The sequence below is a fragment of the Empedobacter sp. UBA5528 genome (genome assembly GCF_002426075.1).
Taxonomy (GTDB): Bacteria; Bacteroidota; Bacteroidia; order Flavobacteriales; family Weeksellaceae; genus Empedobacter; species Empedobacter falsenii_B.
Window position 1 is genome coordinate 41,680 of sequence record NZ_DINY01000051.1, and the last position, 16,275, is coordinate 57,954.

Below are 16,275 nucleotides of genomic sequence, written 5' to 3' on the forward strand. Positions count from 1 at the left end.
TTAATATTTGAATGGAGCTGAGAAGCTCGTTTCGTATTTATCGATTACTTTTCCTTTTTGATTGACTAATCCAATCACTACTTTTTCTTTGTACGATTTAACTTCATCCATTGGAATTTTCAAGAAGAATTTTCCTTGGATGATTTGACCTTTTTCCATGTTCAATTTATTCTCGCCTTCGTACATTTCTACTTTTGAGTTTTTGTGTGATAGCAATTGAACTGTTACAATTTGGTCTGCATTTGTTTTATTGTACAATGTATACTCGAATTGATTAACGTAATATTTACCTTCTACCTTGTAATCTGTTCCAGGAACTTTAAGGTATTTAGATTCTACATCAGACCGAGAGAACAAGAAAGCTGTCATTGCTCCAATTAATAATAATAAAGCAAATGTATAAGCAGCTAATCGTTTTGTGAATTTGAATTTTTCGCCACGTTTGATATCATCTTCCGAAGCATAACGAATCAATCCTGTTGGTAAACCGACTTTTTCCATTACTTCGTCGCATGCATCAATACAAGCTGTACAGTTAACACATTCTAATTGGATTCCGTTACGAATATCAATTCCAGTAGGACAAACAACAACACATTGACCACAGTCAATACAATCCCCTTTTCCTTTTGCTTTACGATCTTCGTTCTTTTTGAATTTTGCTCGACCAGCTGTTCCTTCACCACGTTTAAAATCGTATGTTACATTGATTGTATGCGAATCAATTAATACACCTTGGAAACGTCCGTAAGGACAAACCAATGTACACGCTTGTTCGCGGAACCATGCGAATACGAAATAAAACATTGCTGAGAAGAAAACTAATCCAACCAATGTTCCTACATTTTCGGCTGGTCCTTCTTTTATAACTGCGTATAAAGCATCAGCTCCAATAATATACGCTAAGAAAACATTAGCAATAATAAATGAAATGATAGCGAAGATGGTCCATTTCAATAATTTTTTACGAATTTTTTCTTCGTCCCAATCTTGTTTATCTAATCTAATTTGTTTTGCTCTATCTCCTTCTATGGCGTATTCTATTTTTCGAAAAACCATTTCCAAGAAAATTGTTTGCGGACATACCCATCCGCAGAACAAACGACCATAAGCCATGGTAAATAATACGATGAAAATAATTGTCGTGATCATTCCTAAAGCTAAAAGGAAGAAGTCTGATGTAAAAAATGGAAAACCAAATAAAATGAATTGGCTGTGCAAAACATCAAATTTGAACAATGGATTTCCATTAGGTAATTTAAAGAAAGGCGCTAAGATTAATATTGCTAACAATACATAACTTACATACGTCCTATAGTTTGTAAACTTACCTTTTGGTTTTTTAGGATAAACCCATTTACGTTCTCCGGTTCGCTCCATGGTTCCAATGGAACTACGAACATCTTCGTTCATTTGGCTGTTTTCATCCAAATAATCGTCTAAATTAAATTCATCTTTTGGGTCAGAATTTTGAACACTCATTATAGTGAATTTTAAATATATACAAATTTACGACTAAAAAAGAAAAGAGAGCTTATAAATAAGCTCTCTTTCAATATGATATTTGTTGTAATTATTCAATCAATTACTTTTGTTTCCATGCTTCCATTAAGTCACCTTGAGGAGCAGCTGCACCTTCTGCAACTGTTTTCGTAGGTTCTTTTTGGTTGATGTAATATACGTAAGAAGCTACTTTCTCAATTGCTAATCCAGATAACTCTTTACGTTGTCCAAATGCACGCATTTGAGGATTGTGAGGAGATCCATTGTAAACAATGTGATAAATATTTTTGAATAAACTATCTTCTACATGATTCACCCAGTAATCATCCGTTAAGTTTGGTCCAATACCTCCTTTACCACCTTCCATGTGACATTGTGTACAATTTTGCTCAAAGATTTTTTTACCTTGTTCTACGATTGCAGGATCGTTAGATTTGTTTACAGCTCCTGTGATATCAATATCATTTGCAACTGCCCAAATACTATCTTGCGCATCTTTGTAAACCATTTCTTCTTCGTATTCTTTGTCCATGTGAGCAAAGTCTGTGAAGCTATATGCCATTACGTAAACTACCATAAATACTACACCAAAGTAGAATAATGATAACCACCATTGTGGTAAAGCATTGTCTAACTCTTTGATTCCGTCAAAACCGTGATCTAAGATAATAGATTCTTCTTCTTCGTCTGATTGTTTTTTACCAGCACTACTGAACAATCTTTTGAAGTAACCTATTTTACCATCTTCTAAATATTTAGCTTGTTCTTCTTCAGATAATCTTTTAAATTTCTCTGCTTCAACAACTTTGTTTAAAGCATTGATGATTAAAAGCATCACGATTGCAACTGCTAATACTGCCCAGAAAATTCCTTGCGCAAACACATGTTTCAAGTGCTCCAATAAATTGTGCATCATTCCTTGAAAACCTGGTTCTGGCACCACATCTACTGGCGTCACCATTGTAAACGCTAAGATTACTGCTAATAGCGTTAATGGGATAAATATATAAGCCGGGGTACGTTGTCTCATTTTGTATTATTTTTTTCGTTCTCTTCTGGTTCTAAATCTAAAGCTGCTGACTCGCTGTCTTTGTAATACTCTTTTGGTTTTTTCATAACCTTAACAAAAATCGTCACAAAGACTGCTATAAATCCTATTAGGATTAATGTCTGCAATAAAGATGCATACTCATACTGAGAAAGGAATTCTTTATAATATTTTAACATTAGTTACTTGCTGTCTCTACTTGTTCAGCTTTGATATCTGTTCCTAAACGTTGTAAATATGCGATTAACGCTGTAATCTCACGATCTCTTAACGGAACAAACTCTTTACCTTGTTGTTTAGCTTCTGCTTCTTTTTTCGCATATAACTCTTTCAAGTCAGACGCATCTTTAAAGATAGTTTGCTCGATTGCTAAAGCTTGTTTGTTCATAGAAACTTGCATACTGTCAAAATCTTCTTGTTGATAAGGAACACCTAATGCAACCATTGATTTCATTTTATCACGCGTTAACTCACGGTCTAATTTATTGTCAATTAACCAAGGGTAACGTGGCATGATAGAACCATCTGATGTAGAACGTGGATTCCACATATGTTTGTAATGCCAAGCGTCTGGGTTTTTACCTCCTTCGCGGTGTAAGTCTGGACCAGTTCTTTTAGAACCCCATAAGAATGGGTGATCGTAAACAAATTCTCCTGCTTTAGAGTATTCACCATAACGTTTTACTTCGTCACGGAATGGACGAACCATTTGCGTATGACAAGCATTACATCCTTCACGAATATATAAATCACGTCCTTCTAATTCTAACGGAGTATAAGGTTTGATACTTGCGATTGTAGGTACGTTTGATTTTACCACGATTGTAGGAACAATCTCTACTAAACCACCAACTGCTAAAGTTAATACTGCTCCAATTGTCATTACTAATGGAGTTCTTTCAATCCAAGAGTGAACACCTTCTCCTTGTGCACGTGTAGAAGCTTTTGGTGCTAAAGCTGGCGCCTCTGCATCCTCGTTTGCAACAAAGTGTCCAGATTTTACAGTTTTCCAAACATTGATAATCATTAAGATTGATCCTAATAAATATAATGTTCCACCAAATGCACGTAATGGATATAACCATTTTTTAAGAATAGTAACCGTTTGTAAGAAGTTACCATATTCTAATGTTCCGTCTGCTGCGAATTGTTTCCACATTAAACCTTGTGTCCATCCTGCAACATACATAGGAATTACCCAGAATAAGATACCGAAAGTACCAATCCAGAAGTGAGCGTTAGCCATCTTTACAGATGCTAATTTTGTGTTGAATAATTTTGGGGCTAAGTAATAGATCATACCAAAAGCGATAAATCCATTCCATCCTAAAGTACCTACGTGTACGTGAGCAGGAACCCAGTCTGTAAAGTGACCAATTTTATTTAATGTTTTTGTTGCTAACATTGGACCTTCAAAAGTAGCCATACCATAACAAGTTAAGGCAACTACGAAGAATTTCAAAATAGGATTTTCTCGTACTTTATCCCATGCACCACGTAATGTTAATAAACCATTTAACATACCTCCCCAAGATGGAGCGATTAACATGATAGAGAAACCTGTTCCTAAAGCTTGTGCCCAACCTGGTAATGCGGTATAAAGCAAGTGGTGAGGACCAGCCCAAATATAAATAAAGATTAATGACCAGAAGTGGATAATAGATAATTTGTATGAGAATACAGGTCTATTAGCTGCTTTTGGTACAAAGTAATACATTAATCCTAAGATAGGTGTCGTTAAGAAGAATGCTACCGCATTGTGTCCGTACCACCATTGTACTAACGCATCTTGAACTCCAGAATACAATGAATATGATTTCGGAGCCGTTAAGCTAAATGTTACAGGGATTTCTAAATTGTTAAACACGTGTAACATTGTAATTGCAGCCCAAGTTCCGATAAAGAACCAAATTGCTACATACAAATGACGAACACGACGTTTAGCAATCGTTAAGAACATTTGTGCTCCAAACAATACCCAAACTAAAGCGATTAAAATATCAATTGGCCATTCGTGCTCAGCATACTCTTTAGAAGTGTTGTATCCTAAGATAAATGTTACAAATGATAATACAATAAATAATTGCCATCCCCAGAAAACGATCCAGCTTAAAACATCGCTGTACATTCTGGTTTTCAACAACCTTTGCATTGAATAATAAGCTCCGGTAAAGAACGAGTTTCCAACAAACGCGAACACCGCAAATGTTGTGTGAATCATTCTTAATCTACCAAAACCAAGTGTCCCTTGTGAATTGATTAAGCCTTGGATGTTCCCTCCGATTGTACCATCATCCGATCCGAAGATGTATTCTGGTAACGTTGGAAAAAACAACAAAGTTGCAACCAATACTCCAAAGAAAAATGCCATAACTGCCCAAAACAATGTGGCATAAAGGAAATACTTTACGATCTTATTGTCGTAACTAAAAGTCTGCATTTGCATTATGAGTCGATTTTATCTTGTGTTTTTTTATCATCTTTTAACATTCTCACTGCTGGGGATTCATCCTCATCAAATTGTCCTTTCTTATACCCTAAAAAGAATAAAAGAAGGAAAATTGCCCCCAAAGAGACACTAACTAATATCATTAATAATAATATCCCCATAGCTCCACAAAATTACAAAGCCCTAAGTTCTTATCACAATGATTTTGGTCAGAGCAGTATGTATATACGTAATTTAAAATCAGTCTAAATTCCATTTCGTTATTTTATCTGCAATTCGTGTGCTTGCCGTAGCAAAAATTAACACTGAAATAGAACTTATTGGCATTAAAATCGCTGCTACGACTGGTTGTAAATATCCAGAAACGGCAAAACTAAGCCCAACTATATTGTATAAGAAACTAATAAAAAATGCAATTTTTACAAATTTCATTGTTGTCTTTGCTAATTTCAAAAAGTTTGGAATAGCCGAAAAACTTCTCGCATCCAAAATTCCGTCACATGAAGGTGAAAAACTGTTAATATCTTCAGAGATTGAAATCCCAACTGTACTTTGTTTCAAAGCTCCAGCATCATTTAATCCATCTCCAAGCATCATCACTTTTTTTCCATCTTCTTCCAATTGCTTGATGTATTCTAATTTATCTGTTGGTGATTGATTAAAAATCAATTTTGCATTTGATGGAAAAATCGTTTCTAAATATTCTTTTTCAGAATCATTATCCCCTGACAACACATGCAATTGATATGCATCCAACTCTTTCAATATACCATCCAATCCTTTTCGGTATCGATTGGTATAAACAAATTTACCAAAAACTTCTCCATCAATTGATATAAAAACTTGAGATTGATTTAATCTATTTTCATTAAAAATTGCATTGGTAAAACTTCTCGACCCAACTTTTAATTGATGCCCATCTACTTCTGCTTGTTGACCTTTCCCAACTATTTCTTCGTAATTAGAAATCGGCAAATGATCGTCAACATTTAGTTTTTTATACAACGTACGACTAAGCGGGTGATTTGAATTTCTGATTAATGCTTTTACCAATTGTTTCTGATAATCGGATAATTCTTTTCCTTCGTATTGTACTTGCGCTTCGTCACTTTCTGTAATTGTTCCAGTCTTGTCAAAAACTACATCCGTAATTTTTTCCATTCTTTCTACAGTCGATGTGTTTTTTACATAAAACTTTTTGTTACCGAAAATACGCATCATATGTCCCAAAATAAACGGCGAGGACAATCCTAACGCACAAGGACAAGCAATAATAAGAATAGATGTGACTACTTCTAAAATTTTAGAAGAATCGTGATAATACCAATAAACAGCTGAAAATGCTGTAATAATAAGGATGATTAATGTGAAATAATGACTGATTTTATTCGTCAAAGCATTCAACTCAGATTCTTCTTTCTGGAAAGCATCATTGTTCCATAATTGGGTTAAATAACTTTGATTAACATCCGAAATAATTTCCAGCTCAATTGCATGACCAGATTGTTTTCCACCCGCAAATATTTTATCTCCAGCTTTTTTCTGAATCAAGCGAGATTCTCCCGTTACAAACGAGTTATCAATCATCGCTTCACCTTTCATCAAAATGGCATCGGCTGGAATAATTTCTTCATTTCTAATTAAAATTCGATCACCTTTTTTCAAATCAGCCAACAAAATTGGTTGTTCATAACCATTTTCTAATTTCGCAACTGCAATTGGATAAAACGATTTGTAATCTCGATCAAATGCCAACGCTTGCATTGTTTGTTGCTGAAACCATTTACCTGTCAACATCAAAAATAAAAGCATCGCTAATGTATCAAAGTAACCTGGCGAAATATCAAAAATGATATCATAAGTCGATTTAAACATAATCACAATAATTCCTAACGCAATTGGCACATCGATATTGATATATTTATTTTTCAGACCTTGCCAAGCCGAAACAAAATAATCGGTAGATGAATAAAAGAAAACAGGCAACGATAACGCGAACATTGTCCAACGGAAATATCCTTTGTTTTGATCTAACCATTGTTCTTTTACATTACCAAAAACTTCGACATATTCTGGAAAAGATAAAAGCATAATATTCCCAAAACAGAATCCTGCTATTACCAATTTGCTCACCAAAGAACGATCGACTTTGCTTTTTTTCTTTTTGTCTAATGTTTTTAGATTAATCGAAGGTTTGTAGCCTAAATTTGTAATAAATCTTGCCAAATCACCTAATTTCAAATCCGCATCACGATACGTAATCTGAACAGTTTTTTGTGTAAAATTGACATTAGAAGATATAATATTTGGGTTAATCGTATCCAAACTTTCTAACAACCAAACACACGAAGTACAGTGCATTACAGGTACATAAAAGGACACAACTGTAACGCCGTCATCTGAAAAATCGACAACTTTATCAAAGATTTCTTTTGTGTTTAAGAAATCAAATTGATGATTACTTTTTTCATCAGGACGCAAACCTGCATTACGATTAAGGTCGTAATAATCTTTTAGATTATTTACGTTTAAAATCTCGTAAACCGTTTTACAACCCTGACAACAAAAATCCTTTTCATCGAACTGAATAACCTCTTCTTCAATTCGTTGACCACAGTGAAAACAATTCTCTTCCATACTATTTTACAAAATTACTTTCCTTTTATCAGAATTAACGTTAACTTTGTATGAATTAAGTCATAACAACAAGATATGTCAGAGTTTAATGAGAATGTAGTATCGATTAAAGCGATGTTTGATAACCCAGAGTCTTTCGGGGTTTTTAGTAAGGAAGAATTATTGGAGTTTGAGCAAGAAAAGAAAATCATCAACCTAAAAAAAGGAGACGAAATTATACAGGAAGGTCACACACCAAAAGGTATATATTGCGTAATGAAAGGAACTGCTAAGTTGTTCAAAATTGGCTTTAATGGAAAAGAGCAAATTCTACGTTTTATCAACGAAGGTGACATTATCGGTTATCGCTCAATTTTAAGTCAAGAAGTTTTTGGTGCATCTGCAACTGCAATGACGCCAGTTGAAATATATTATATTCCAGAAAAATTCTTCTTAAAATTATTAGAAGTTAATCCAAAATTAGCTTTCAATATTTTACAAAGAATTGCTAAAGATTTGGGAGAATACGCCAGAACAATCACTTATTTAGCACAAAAAACAGTTCGCGAACGTTTGGCTGAAGTTTTAATTTTATTAGAAGGAAAATTAGGAACAGACAAAGACGGATTTATCAACATTTCGTTGACACGCGAAGAAATGGCAAATTTGATTGGAACAGCGACAGAATCTGCAATTCGTTTGATTTCTGAATTCAAAACTGATGAATTAATCGAAGTTGAAGGAAGAAAAATAAAAGTTTTAGATCATCAAAAATTGACAAAATTAGGTCATGTTATTTTGTAAGAATTTATTCTTGATATAAAATCAAAAGTCGCTCACAGAGCGACTTTTTTTATGCAAATTATTTCAATTTCATATAATAATTTTTGAGAATTGGATCAATTTTTTCGAGCGCATATCTCAACGTTGTTCTTGGCATTTGCAACGTATATTCGTCCAAAAACTCAATCAACTTTTCTTCGTCCATTTTTCCCATTTCACGCAACATCCAACCATTTGCTTTGTGCATTAAATCGTGCGAATGATGAAGATTTTTCAACATAATTTCTGGAACAATTGAAAATGATTTTTGTTTGATAAAATATATCGTTGATACAATTGCGATTCGTTTTTCCCACAAATCTTCTGAATCCGCCAATTCAAAAAGTAATTCTTCTCGCTTTTGATGAAAACAATAATGGCCCAAAATTTTATAACAACTTATGTCAACCAAATCCAATTGTTGATTTGAGAAGTTTGAGCAAGATAAAAATCGATGATATCTTTTCTCACTTTTTCATCTTTTGATTTTTCGTACTTCGAAACCAACATCAACAAAGCAGTTAATCTGTATTCGTGAATATTAAAATTCAATAGATTTTCGATGTCATTTAACGAAACTTGTTGATAAAATTATTTCGCAATCAAACGCTGATTCGGAACAGAAATCCCGAGAAAAATATCTCCTTCGCCATATTCTCCTTTTCCAGTTTTGAAAAAACGCATCATAATCTTCGCTTTATCATCGTCCGCTAAATCTTGTAAAGTTGATTTTAATTGCTCTATCATATTTTATCAATTAGATGTTGATGTTAACAAAAAAAGAGTCCAAAAACTGAACTCTTATTTATTTTAAAATATTAAATATAAATTTCCTAACTTTAATACAAACTTACATTTATGAATTTCAAACACAAGCCTCTAATATTATTATTCTTCCTGATTATAATAATCAATGGTCTTATAAAGTTGTATAATAATTTTCGTGAAAATTCAATGGGTCTTTATATTCAAATTGGATTATTATTTATGGTTATATTAATTCTAATTTTTAATCTTAAAAAATCTAAAAATTAAAACTATTATTCTTCCGAATCATTTTCTTCCTCATCGTAATATTGAAAAAGGAAATTATTATAAGGAAAACGTTTCATGTGAATTTCTTTCACTTCTTCATAAACCGTTTTTCGCAAATCTTCTAAATTATCTTTTTCCGTTGCCGAAATAAACAATGTCGGATAATCTGTTTTCGCCATCCACGTACGTTTCCAATCTTCTAACGAATAATTTTCAAATTTCTTTTCAGACAAATCATCTTCATCTTGTTTAATATAAGAAAAATTATCAATTTTATTGAAAACCATAATCGTTGGTTTTTCTTTCGACTCTATTTCAGCTAAAATTTGATTCACAGAATTCACATGATCCTCAAAACTCGCATGCGAAATATCCACAACATGCACCAACAAATCCGCTTCACGAACCTCATCTAATGTAGATTTGAACGATTCTACCAATTGTGTTGGCAACTTGCGAATAAACCCAACCGTATCCGTTAATAAGAAAGGTAAATTACCAATTACCACTTTTCGAACCGTTGTATCTAATGTTGCAAATAATTTATTTTCGGCAAAAACTTCGGACTTCGATAAGACATTCATCAACGTTGATTTCCCAACATTTGTATACCCAACCAACGCAACGCGTACCAATGCTCCACGATTTTTACGTTGAGTAGCCATTTGCTTATCGATTCCTTTCAATTTCTCTTTCAATAACGTAATTCGATCACGAATAATACGTCTATCCGTTTCAATTTCCGTTTCACCAGGACCACGCATACCAATTCCACCACGCTGACGCTCTAAGTGCGTCCACATTCGTGTTAATCGCGGTAATAAATATTGGTATTGTGCCAATTCTACTTGCGTACGCGCATAAGAAGTTTGCGCACGTTGAGCAAAAATATCTAAAATCAATTGTGTACGGTCGATGATTTTTTTGTTGACAACTTTCTCAATATTCTTCAACTGAGAAGGCGTTAATTCATCATCAAAAATAACTGTATCAATATCATATTCTTCGACAAAAGCTGTGATTTCATCCAATTTCCCGCTTCCTACAAAGAATTTAGAATCAGGTTTGTCCATTCTTTGTGTAAAACGTTCTCCAACTGTCGCTCCAGCTGTATAAGCTAAGAACTCCAATTCATCCATATATTCCGTCAGTTTTTCTTCGGATTGTTCACGTGTAATCAATCCAACTAAAACTACTTTTTCGTATTGTGCTTCTTGTTTTTCTAACATATATTACTGCAAAAATAAAAGAAAGTTTTGGATGTAACCGAACTTTCTATAAAATATTGAGAATTAATCAAATCAATAAAACTTAATAAATATTTGAGTTCTTTTGGATAAAAATAGAAAAAAATAAGGTTTTCATAATTAATAACAAGTTTATTTACTAATTTTCAAAAAATCTATTGTCAATTAAAATTTCCTTTCTACATTTGTTCCAGCAAAAAAGTAAAATGTACCCAAATCAATTACATCATCATCACCATCATACTTGCACTCAAGCGAGCAGATAGTGGTATGTAATGATTTTATCACAATATCTAAATCCCGTTTGAGTAAATCGAACGGGATTTTTTGTTACTTCAAGATTTAATCATCGATTTACTCAAACTTTAAAATATAAAATATTAAAAATGAGTAAATTAAAAATAGCCATTCAGAAAAGCGGTCGATTAAGTGAAAAATCACTCGAATTATTGAAAGATTGCGGAATTAAAATCTCTACAAGTAATCGAAAATTAAGAACCGAATCTCCTAATTTCCCTATCGAAGTTTTATTCTTACGTGATGACGATATTCCGCAATATGTAGAACAAGGGGTTGTTGATATCGGTATTTTAGGTGAAAATGAAGTTTGGGAAAAAGATAAAAATGTCACTCAAATCCGTCAATTAGGATTCGCTGGCTGCAAACTTTGTTTAGCGATCCCGAAAGATGAAATTTATACAGATTTAAGTTATTTTCAAGATAAAAAAATTGCAACTTCTTATCCACGTATTTTAGGAAAATTCTTTCAAGAAAAAGGAATTAATGTTAAGATTGAAGAAATCGGAGGAAGCGTAGAAATTGCTCCAAGTATCGGTTTGGCAAATGCTATTTTTGATATCGTTTCTACAGGTTCTACTCTATTAACAAACGGTTTAAAACAAGTGGAAACGGTGGTTGAATCGCAAGCTGTTTTAATTTCTAATCAAAATCTTGATGCTGAAAAACAAGCTATTGTAGATCGTCTTTTATTTAGAATCGAAGCAGTAAAACAATCTTCTGAAAACAAATATATTTTATTAAACGCACCAAACGAAAAGTTAGAAGAAATCATTGCTTTGTTACCTGGAATGAAATCTCCAACAGTCTTGCCATTGGCCGAAAAAGGTTGGTCATCAATCCACACTGTCATTAAAGAGGATACTTTTTGGGACATCATCGAGCAATTGAAAGCTTTGGGTGCAGAAGGAATTTTAGTATTAGAAATTGAAAAAATGATTTTATAATTTTTGATTGACGATTTACAATTTACGATTCAATCGTAATTCGTAATTCTAAAATCGTAATTCGTAACAACATGCAAACATATATCAAACCTCAACTTTCAGACTGGTCTAAGTTAACAGCTCGACCAACGAAAGAAGCACAAGATTTACAAGAAATAGTTTTAGATATTTTTGGAAAAATTCAAAAAGAAAAAGATCAAGCATTAATTGATTTTACAGAAAAATTTGATCAAGTTAAGCTAACTTCTTTAGAAGTTTCTACTCAAGAAATTGAAGAAGCAAAAACTTTAATTTCTGAAGAATTAAAAGGAGCAATTCAATTAGCAGCTTCTAATATTGAGAAGTTTCACACTGAACAACGTGAAGAAGTAAAAGTTATTGAAACCACAAAAGGAGTAAATTGTTGGAGAGAATCTCGCGGTATCGAAAATGTTGGAATTTATATTCCAGGTGGAACAGCTCCGTTATTTTCTACAACTTTAATGTTAGGAATTCCTGCTAAATTAGCTGGTTGCCAAAAAATTATTTTATGTACACCTCCAAATAAAGAAGGAAAAATTCACCCTGCAATTTTATATACTGCGAACTTAATCGGAATTGAAAAAATCTACAAAGTTGGCGGAATTCAAGCGATTGGAACGTTAACTTTTGGAACAGAAACGATTCAAAAAGTGGATAAAATTTTCGGTCCAGGAAACCAATATGTAACTGCAGCAAAACAAGTTGCTCAAAACTTTGGTGTAGCCATCGACATGCCTGCTGGTCCAAGCGAAGTTTTAGTGATTGCAGATGAAACTTCGGTTCCTAAATATGTGGCTGCCGATTTATTATCACAAGCCGAACACGGAATCGATTCACAAGTGATTTTATTAACAACAAACGAACAAATATTAAATGAAACGATTGAAGAAATCAATGCTCAATTAGAAGTTCTGCCAAGAAAAGAATTAGCGACTAAAGCGTTAGAAAATTCAAAAGGAATTGTTTTAAATTCTATCGAAGAATGTGTAACTTTTTCAAATATTTATGCACCTGAACATTTAATTTTCGCTTGCGAAATGGCTGAAAATTATATCGATAAAATTATTAATGTAGGTTCAGTTTTCTTAGGAAATTATTCGTGTGAATCGGCTGGTGATTATGCTTCAGGAACCAATCACACTTTGCCAACTAATGGTTATGCAAAAAATTATTCAGGAGTTTCGTTTGATAGTTTTATCAAGAAAATCACGTTTCAGAAATTATCAGCAGAAGGAATTCAAAACATTGGTCCAGCAATCGAATTAATGGCTGAAGCCGAAGAGTTATTTGCGCACAAAAATGCAGTAACCTTAAGACTAAATGATCTAAAATCGTAAATCAAAAATCGTACATGAATTCATTCAACATAAATAACATCATTCGTCCTAACGTAAAAACGCTGAAAGCTTATTCATCAGCTCGTGACGAATTTCAAGAAATAAATAACGATTTCGTTTTCTTGGATGCGAACGAAAATCCTTTCAATAATGGATTGAATCGTTATCCTGATCCTTTACAACGTAATGTAAAATCGATTTTAAGTGAAATCAAAAACTTTCCTGCAAATCAGATTCTATTAGGAAATGGAAGTGACGAAGTGTTAGATTTAATTTTCCGAGCATTTTGCGAACCGAATCAAGATAATGTTATTGCGATTTCACCTTCCTATGGAATGTATGGTGTTTTAGCGAATTTAAATGCTATTGAATACCGAAAATCGTTATTAAACAAAGAAGATTTTCAACCAAACATCGAAGATATTTTCTCAAAAGTAGATGAAAATACAAAAATGATTTTTTTATGCTCTCCTAATAATCCAACAGGAGAAATCATCAAAAGAGAAACTATTTTAGAAATTGTGAATCGTTTCAATGGCTTAATAATTATCGACGAAGCTTATATCGATTTCGCCACAGAACAGTCTTGGATAGAAGAAATCAAAAATTATCCAAACGTAATTGTTACCCAAACTTTGTCGAAAGCGGTTGGTTTAGCAGGAATTCGTTTAGGAATTTTGTATGCTTCACAAGAAATTGTGGATGTTTTAAATAAAATAAAACCACCTTATAACATCAATCAATTAACACAATTAAAAGCGATTGAAATTTTAAGCGATTACGATAAAGTGATAGCTATTACAAATACGATTATTCAACAAAAAGAAGTTCTAGAAAATGCTTTAACTGATATCTCATTTGTAGAAAAAATCTATCCAAGCGATTCGAATTTCATTTTGATTAAAGTTGATAATGCAAACGAACGTTACAATCAATTGGTCGAAAAAGGAATTGTAATTCGTAACAGAAACAACGACGATTTATGCGAAAATTGTTTACGTATTACAGTTGGAACGGAAGTTGAAAATCAGAAATTAATACAAACACTTAAAATAATATAATTTGTCATTTCGAATGAAACGACAGTGAAATGAGAAATCTCTGAGATTCCTCCTAACATCGGAATGACATCAAAAACAACTAAAATGAAAAAAATACTATTCATAGATCGTGATGGAACAATGATTTTAGAGCCAGCTGACTACCAAGTTGACAGCTTTTCCAAATTAGAATTCTATCCAGAAGCCTTTACTTATTTAGGTAAAATTGCAAAAGAATTGGACTACGAATTAGTTATGGTGACCAACCAAGATGGTTTAGGAACGCCTTCTAATCCTGAAGAATTATTTTGGCCAATACAAAATTTCGTAGTGAAAGCATTCGAAAATGAAGGCGTGAAATTCGAGGGTATTTACATTGATAAAACTTTTGCTCATGAAAATGCGCCAACGCGTAAACCTGGAACGGCTTTATTAACAAAGTATATCAATAACCCTGAATATGATTTAACAAATTCGTTTGTGATCGGTGATCGAATAACGGATGTTAAATTAGCTCAAAATCTTGGTGGAAAAGGAATTTTTATCGCGAATGATGAGGCTTTAGGCGCTAACGAAATCAAAGACAATGAAGGTCTGAATGAAACGATTGCTTTAAAAACAACTTCATGGAAAGAGATTTACGAGTTCTTAAAACTTCAAAATCGCACTGCTTCAATTGTTCGTAATACGAATGAAACAAAGATTAAAATTGATTTAAATCTTGACGGAACAGGAAAATCGGATATTTCGACAGGAATTCACTTTTTCGATCATATGTTAGATCAAATCGCTCGTCATGGACAAATGGATTTAGTGATAAAAGTGGATGGAGATCTAGAAGTGGACGAACACCACACGATTGAAGATACAGCAATTGCTTTAGGTGAAGTTTTCGCGCAAGCGTTAGGAAATAAATTAGGTATCGAACGTTACGGATTTACTTTACCAATGGACGATTGTTTAGCGCAAGCAGCAATTGACTTTGGAGGAAGAAATTGGTTGGTTTGGGAAGCAGATTTTAAACGTGAAATGATTGGTCAAATGCCGACTGAAATGTTCTATCACTTTTTCAAATCATTTACAGACGGTGCAAAAGCAAACTTAAATATCAAAGCGGAAGGCACAAACGAACATCACAAAATTGAAGCGATTTTCAAAGCCTTTGCCAAAGCCATAAAAGTAGCGGTTAAGCGCGATCTAGAAAAAATGATTTTACCATCAACAAAAGGACTTTTGTAGACTTAAGTCTTAAGGTATAAGTTCTAAGGATTTTCTTATCCTTATGCCTTACGACTTAGAACTTAGAACTTAGAACTTAGAACAAAAAAAATGATAGCAATAGTAAAATACAATACAGGAAATGTAAAATCGGTGTACAATGCAGTAACTCGTTTGGGATACAAAGCAATAATTACGGACGATTTTGAAACCTTACAAAATGCAGATAAAGTAATTTTTCCAGGTGTTGGAGAAGCAAGTTCCGCAATGAATTATTTAAAAGAAAAAGGATTAGATAAAGTCATTAATAACTTAAAACAACCAACATTAGGAATTTGTTTGGGTCAGCAATTAATGTGCGCTTATTCGGAAGAAGGAGATACCGATTGTTTAGGAATTTTCCCTATTCAAGTGAAATTATTTCCTTCGACAGAAATCGTTCCTCATATGGGCTGGAATACGATTTACGACTTAAAAACACCTTTGTTTAATGACGTTCAAGAGAACTCCGACATTTATTATGTACATAGTTTTTATTGCGAAAATTCAGAATATACGATCGCGAAAACAGACTATATTTTAGAATATTCAGCAGCTTTACATAAAGATAATTTTTACGCAACTCAATTTCACCCAGAGAAATCTGCAGGAATAGGAGAACAAATACTAAAAAACTTTCTAAGTTTATAGTAATT

At 33.1% G+C, this 16,275-nt stretch carries 12 protein-coding genes and 1 pseudogene; 6 read left to right on the forward strand and 7 right to left on the reverse strand.

The features are described 5' to 3' along the window. From ccoG to B4L98_RS11430, 5 genes are all read right to left on the reverse strand, one after another. On the reverse strand, nucleotides 1-1,482 hold the full coding sequence (gene ccoG, locus B4L98_RS11410; RefSeq protein ID WP_221854265.1) for a cytochrome c oxidase accessory protein CcoG: 1,482 nt from the start codon (nucleotides 1,480-1,482) through the stop codon (nucleotides 1-3). A gap of 103 nt (nucleotides 1,483-1,585) precedes the next feature. Beyond that, nucleotides 1,586-2,533 (reverse strand): cbb3-type cytochrome c oxidase N-terminal domain-containing protein, encoded by a 948-nt coding sequence (locus B4L98_RS11415; protein WP_180905300.1) that lies wholly within the window; start codon nucleotides 2,531-2,533, stop codon nucleotides 1,586-1,588. Nucleotides 2,534-2,729: 196 nt separating this feature from the next. Continuing rightward, a complete protein-coding gene (ccoO, locus tag B4L98_RS11420; protein ID WP_291049701.1) occupies nucleotides 2,730-4,997 on the reverse strand; it encodes a cytochrome-c oxidase, cbb3-type subunit II in 2,268 nt (755 codons plus the stop codon). Continuing rightward, entirely contained in the window at nucleotides 4,997-5,161 is a 165-nt protein-coding gene (ccoS, locus tag B4L98_RS11425; protein ID WP_019974626.1) for a cbb3-type cytochrome oxidase assembly protein CcoS, read from the reverse strand. Before ccoS ends, ccoO begins: the two co-directional genes overlap by 1 nt. Nucleotides 5,162-5,240: 79 nt before the next feature. Continuing rightward, the gene (locus B4L98_RS11430) at nucleotides 5,241-7,637 is read right to left on the reverse strand and encodes a heavy metal translocating P-type ATPase (protein ID WP_291078264.1); all 2,397 of its coding nucleotides are present in this window, start codon (nucleotides 7,635-7,637) and stop codon (nucleotides 5,241-5,243) included. A gap of 75 nt (nucleotides 7,638-7,712) precedes the next feature. On the opposite strand from B4L98_RS11430, the gene B4L98_RS11435 reads away from it, so the two are divergent. After that, nucleotides 7,713-8,420, forward strand: a complete 708-nt coding sequence (locus B4L98_RS11435) for a Crp/Fnr family transcriptional regulator (RefSeq protein WP_125349884.1) — start codon at nucleotides 7,713-7,715, stop codon at nucleotides 8,418-8,420. A gap of 58 nt (nucleotides 8,421-8,478) precedes the next feature. Here the strand turns inward: B4L98_RS11435 and B4L98_RS14715 are convergent. Further along, nucleotides 8,479-9,185 (reverse strand): annotated as a pseudogene (locus B4L98_RS14715) (DNA alkylation repair protein). A 293-nt stretch (nucleotides 9,186-9,478) separates the two neighbouring features. Continuing rightward, complete coding sequence (gene hflX, locus B4L98_RS11445; RefSeq protein ID WP_221854272.1) at nucleotides 9,479-10,702, reverse strand: GTPase HflX; 1,224 nt, start codon at nucleotides 10,700-10,702, stop codon at nucleotides 9,479-9,481. Nucleotides 10,703-11,106: 404 nt separating this feature from the next. On the opposite strand from hflX, the gene hisG reads away from it, so the two are divergent. The 5 genes from hisG to hisH all read left to right on the forward strand — a co-directional run bounded on the left by hisG (nucleotide 11,107) and on the right by hisH (nucleotide 16,270). Further along, complete coding sequence (hisG, locus tag B4L98_RS11450; RefSeq protein ID WP_291078266.1) at nucleotides 11,107-11,964, forward strand: ATP phosphoribosyltransferase; 858 nt, start codon at nucleotides 11,107-11,109, stop codon at nucleotides 11,962-11,964. 71 nt (nucleotides 11,965-12,035) lie between these two features. Beyond that, entirely contained in the window at nucleotides 12,036-13,322 is a 1,287-nt protein-coding gene (gene hisD, locus B4L98_RS11455) for a histidinol dehydrogenase (RefSeq protein WP_291078268.1), read from the forward strand. Nucleotides 13,323-13,336: 14 nt separating this feature from the next. Beyond that, the gene (gene hisC, locus B4L98_RS11460) at nucleotides 13,337-14,383 is read left to right on the forward strand and encodes a histidinol-phosphate transaminase (protein WP_219033862.1); all 1,047 of its coding nucleotides are present in this window, start codon (nucleotides 13,337-13,339) and stop codon (nucleotides 14,381-14,383) included. A gap of 84 nt (nucleotides 14,384-14,467) precedes the next feature. Continuing rightward, a complete protein-coding gene (hisB, locus tag B4L98_RS11465) occupies nucleotides 14,468-15,601 on the forward strand; it encodes a bifunctional histidinol-phosphatase/imidazoleglycerol-phosphate dehydratase HisB (protein WP_291078270.1) in 1,134 nt (377 codons plus the stop codon). A 90-nt stretch (nucleotides 15,602-15,691) separates the two neighbouring features. Then, nucleotides 15,692-16,270, forward strand: coding sequence for an imidazole glycerol phosphate synthase subunit HisH (gene hisH / locus B4L98_RS11470; protein WP_291078272.1), 579 nt, complete (start codon nucleotides 15,692-15,694; stop codon nucleotides 16,268-16,270). Nucleotides 16,271-16,275 lie beyond the last annotated feature (5 nt).

Excerpts from the sequence above, each read along its gene's own strand:
- B4L98_RS11430 (WP_291078264.1), bottom strand. The coding sequence starts at position 7,637 with ATGGAAGAGAATTGTTTTCACTGTGGTCAACGAATTGAAGAAGAGGTT.
- ccoO (WP_291049701.1), bottom strand. The coding sequence starts at position 4,997 with ATGCAAATGCAGACTTTTAGTTACGACAATAAGATCGTAAAGTATTTC.
- B4L98_RS11435 (WP_125349884.1), top strand. The coding sequence starts at position 7,713 with ATGTCAGAGTTTAATGAGAATGTAGTATCGATTAAAGCGATGTTTGAT.
- hflX (WP_221854272.1), bottom strand. The coding sequence starts at position 10,702 with ATGTTAGAAAAACAAGAAGCACAATACGAAAAAGTAGTTTTAGTTGGA.
- hisC (WP_219033862.1), top strand. The coding sequence starts at position 13,337 with ATGAATTCATTCAACATAAATAACATCATTCGTCCTAACGTAAAAACG.
- hisB (WP_291078270.1), top strand. The coding sequence starts at position 14,468 with ATGAAAAAAATACTATTCATAGATCGTGATGGAACAATGATTTTAGAG.
- hisH (WP_291078272.1), top strand. The coding sequence starts at position 15,692 with ATGATAGCAATAGTAAAATACAATACAGGAAATGTAAAATCGGTGTAC.
- B4L98_RS11415 (WP_180905300.1), bottom strand. The coding sequence starts at position 2,533 with ATGAGACAACGTACCCCGGCTTATATATTTATCCCATTAACGCTATTA.
- ccoG (WP_221854265.1), bottom strand. The coding sequence starts at position 1,482 with ATGAGTGTTCAAAATTCTGACCCAAAAGATGAATTTAATTTAGACGAT.
- ccoS (WP_019974626.1), bottom strand. The coding sequence starts at position 5,161 with ATGGGGATATTATTATTAATGATATTAGTTAGTGTCTCTTTGGGGGCA.
- hisD (WP_291078268.1), top strand. The coding sequence starts at position 12,036 with ATGCAAACATATATCAAACCTCAACTTTCAGACTGGTCTAAGTTAACA.
- hisG (WP_291078266.1), top strand. The coding sequence starts at position 11,107 with ATGAGTAAATTAAAAATAGCCATTCAGAAAAGCGGTCGATTAAGTGAA.